At 65.1% G+C, this 3,684-nt stretch carries 3 protein-coding genes; 2 read left to right on the top strand and 1 reads right to left on the bottom strand.

Going from position 1 to position 3,684, the window contains the following annotated elements:
• The coding region (gene acnA, locus ACR2J1_RS03000; protein WP_434017869.1) for an aconitate hydratase AcnA at positions 1-2,216 on the bottom strand (2,216 nt) is incomplete at its 3' end.
• A gap of 216 nt (positions 2,217-2,432) precedes the next feature.
• Between acnA and ccmA the strand changes: the two genes are divergently transcribed.
• Entirely contained in the window at positions 2,433-3,056 is a 624-nt protein-coding gene (ccmA, locus tag ACR2J1_RS02995; protein ID WP_434017868.1) for a heme ABC exporter ATP-binding protein CcmA, read from the top strand.
• On the top strand, positions 3,053-3,684 hold a 632-nt coding region (gene ccmB, locus ACR2J1_RS02990), incomplete at its 3' end, for a heme exporter protein CcmB (RefSeq protein ID WP_434017867.1). The genes ccmA and ccmB, both read left to right, overlap by 4 nt.

Raw genomic sequence — 3,684 nt, 5'->3', positions numbered from 1 at the left:
CCCGGCACCATCTTGTTCTTGATGCGGATATTGGCGAACGTGCCGCGCATCATCACCTCGTGATTGCCGCGCCGCGAGCCGTAGGAATTGAAATCGTGATACGCGACGCCATGCTCGGTGAGGTAGACGCCGGCGGGGCTGTCGCGTCGGATCGAGCCGGCCGGCGAGATGTGATCTGTGGTGATGGAATCGGCGAACAGCCCGAGAATGCGCGCGCCCTCGATGTCGGTCACTTCGTCCGGCGTCGCCGACATATCGGTGAAGTAAGGCGGGTTCTGCACATAGGTTGAGTTGCCGTCCCAATCGTAGGTGAGGCCGCCCTTCACCTCGATGCTGCGCCAATCCTCGTCGCCCTTGAACACGTCCTCGTAGCGGCTCTTAAACATCGAGCGCTGCACCGACTTGCGCACGAAATCCGCGATCTCCGTCGATGACGGCCAGATATCCTTCAGATAGATCGGCGTGCCGTCGGCATCGGTACCGAGTGGATCGGTGGCGAGATCGACCATCACCGAGCCCGCCAGCGCATACGCGACGACCAGCGGCGGCGAGGCGAGATAGTTCGCGCGCACGTCGTGATTGACGCGCCCCTCGAAATTGCGATTGCCGGAAAGGACCGACGCAACCGCGAGCCCATGCTTGTGGATGGTGTGAGAGATCTCGTCCGGCAGCGGCCCCGAATTGCCGATGCAGGTGGTGCAGCCATAGCCGACGAGATTGAAGCCGAGCGTGTCGAGATCGTCCTGCACGCCGGCTTCGGCAAGGTAATCGCTGACCACTTGCGAACCCGGCGCGAGCGAGGTCTTCGCCCACGGCTTGACGCGGAGCCCCCGCGCCACCGCGTTGCGCGCCAGGAGGCCCGCGCCGATCATCACGAAGGGATTGGAGGTGTTGGTGCATGATGTGATGGCGGCGATAACCACGTCGCCGTGGCCGAGATCGAAATTCCTGCCTTCGACCGGCACACGCAAATTCGCCTCGGCCCCCTTGCCGTATTCGCGATGCAAGGCTTCGGCGAAGGAGGCGGCCGCGCGCTTCAGCGGTACGCGATCCTGCGGCCGCTTCGGCCCGGCTATGGAGGGTTCCACAGTGTCGAGGTCGAGCTCCAGCGTATCGGTGAAGACGGGATCCGGCGTATCGGCGTCGCGAAACAGCCCCTGCGCTCTTGCATAGGCCTCCACCAACGCGATGTGGGTGGGCTCGCGCCCCGTGGCGTCGAGATAAGCGAGCGTCTCCTTGTCGATCGGAAAGAAGCCGCAGGTCGCGCCGTATTCCGGCGCCATGTTTGCGATGGTCGCGCGATCCTCGAGCGGCAGGTTGCCAAGACCCTGTCCGTAAAACTCCACGAACTTCCCGACCACGCCCGCGCGCCGCAGCATCTCCGTGACGGTGAGCACGAGGTCGGTCGCGGTCACGCCCTCGCGCAACCGTCCCGTGACGCGGAACCCGACAACTTCGGGGATGAGCATGGAGATCGGCTGGCCGAGCATGGCGGCCTCCGCCTCGATGCCTCCCACGCCCCAGCCGAGCACCGAAAGGCCGTTGACCATCGTGGTGTGGCTGTCGGTGCCGACCAGCGTATCGGGAAACACGAGACTCTCCCCGGTGACAGGATTTTCCTCGCTCCACACCGTGCGCGCCAGATATTCGAGATTGACCTGATGGCAGATGCCGGTTCCCGGCGGCACGACATGGAAATTGTCGAAGGCTGACGCGCCCCAGCGCAGGAAGGCGTAGCGCTCGCCGTTGCGCTCATATTCCTTGTCGACATTGAAGTCGAACGCGGCGCCTGTGCCGAAGGCGTCCACCATCACGGAATGATCGATGACGAGATCGACGCGGGCGAGCGGATTGATGAGGCGCGGATCGCCGCCGAGCGCCGCCATCGCATCGCGCATCGCGGCGAGATCCACCACGGCGGGAACGCCGGTGAAATCCTGCATCAAGACGCGCGCCGGCCGGAACGCGATCTCGCGGTAGCTCTTTCGCTCCGTGACCCAAAGCGCCATGGCGCGGATGTCGTCGGCGCTGACGCTGCGCTCGTCCTCGTGGCGAAGCAGATTTTCCAGCAGGACTTTCAGCGAGAACGGCAGCAGCCTGATATTGTCGAGCCCGTGCGCCTCGGCGCGCTTCAGGCTGTAATAGAAGTGGCTGCGTCCCCCGACGTCGAGCGTGCTGCGGCTCTTGAAGCTGTCATGCGAAATGTCCGTCGCCAAATCGAAAGGTCCCTTAGGAGCGTTGCCCGCGAAGCACAAGAGTAACCACATGCAAGGACGTGGCCAAAAAACGAGGAGGCCAAGGCCTCCTGCATTGGACGTGCGCTCCCAGCCTATATAAAAGCCTCTACGGCAGCGAGACAATGCGCGAGCGTATTTTATGGCGCAGGTCAGACTGTTCGCAGGCCTCCCGCACTCTGCGCGAATTCCGTGCAAATGGATGAACCGATCGGCATCGCCGCACATCAAATCAGCTGCCAGCGCGGAGGTCGGACCGTGTTCTCGCGGCTTGGCTTCGCGCTTGCACCCGGCGAGGCGCTGTTCGTCAGCGGTCCGAACGGCGCGGGCAAGACCAGCCTTTTGCGCCTCATCGCCGGGCTTTTGCCGCTGGCTGCGGGGCGCTTCAGCGTGACGGGCCCGGACGCCGACACCCCTCTCCCCGAGCATTGCCACTATATCGGCCATGCGAGCGCGGTGAAGAACGCGCTGTCCGTGCGCGAAAATCTCGCCTTCTGGGCGGAGTATCTTGGCAGCGATACCGCCACGACGGATGATGCCCTAGAAGCCTTCGGCCTCGGGCCGATTGCGGATCTCCCCGCCGCGCTGCTTTCGGCCGGGCAGAAGCGCAAGCTCGGTCTGTCGCGCCTCTTCGTGGCGTCGCGCCCCGTCTGGCTCCTGGACGAGCCCTCGGTCTCCCTCGATGCCGCCTCGGTGAAGCTCCTCGATCGCGCCATCACGCAGCATATCAAAGGCGGCGGCATCGCCGTGGTCGCGAGCCACACCCCGCTCAAGGTAAAATTCGCGCATCAACTGCCGTTAGGCGCGGAGCGCGCCGCATGAACGCGGCCTTCGCTCTCCTTCGCCGCGACGTCGTGCTCGCCTGGCGCGAGGGCGGCGCCATCGGCACCGCGCTCGGGTTCTATTTCGTCGTCGTCGCGCTCCTGCCGCTCGGCCTCGGTCCAGATCTCAATCTCTTGTCGCGCATCGCCGCCGGCATCTTGTGGGTCGCGCTTCTGCTCGCGGCCATGCTCTCCGCCGACCGCATCTTTCACAACGACTATGAAGACGGCGCGCTCGATGTGCTTGCGACCGGGCCCTTGCCACTGCCGCTCGTGGCCGCGGTGAAGAGCCTCGCGCATTGGATCACGACGGGCGTTCCGCTCGCGCTCCTCGCACCCGTGCTCGGGCTGCTTCTCAACCTGCCGCTTGAGGCAAGCCCCCTCCTCGTGCTCGCCATGCTCGTCGGCACGCCGGCGGTGAGCTTCATCGCCGCCATCGGCGCGAGCCTCACTCTCGGCCTGCGCCGTAGCGGCATGCTGCTCGCGCTGCTGGTCCTGCCGCTCTACGTGCCGGTACTGATCTTCGGCGTAGCCAGCGTCTCCGCCGCGATCACCGGACCTGCCTCGCCCTGGCCACCTCTCGCCATGCTCTGCGCCTTCAGCCTCGCGAGCATCGTGCTCGCGCCGCT

Origin of the sequence: Methyloceanibacter sp. (genome assembly GCF_050999895.1) — a bacterium.
Classification (GTDB): Bacteria; Pseudomonadota; Alphaproteobacteria; order Rhizobiales; family Methyloligellaceae; genus Methyloceanibacter.
The sequence above is the reverse complement of the archived record's forward strand: the minus strand, read 5'-3'. Positions and strand labels throughout refer to the sequence as shown.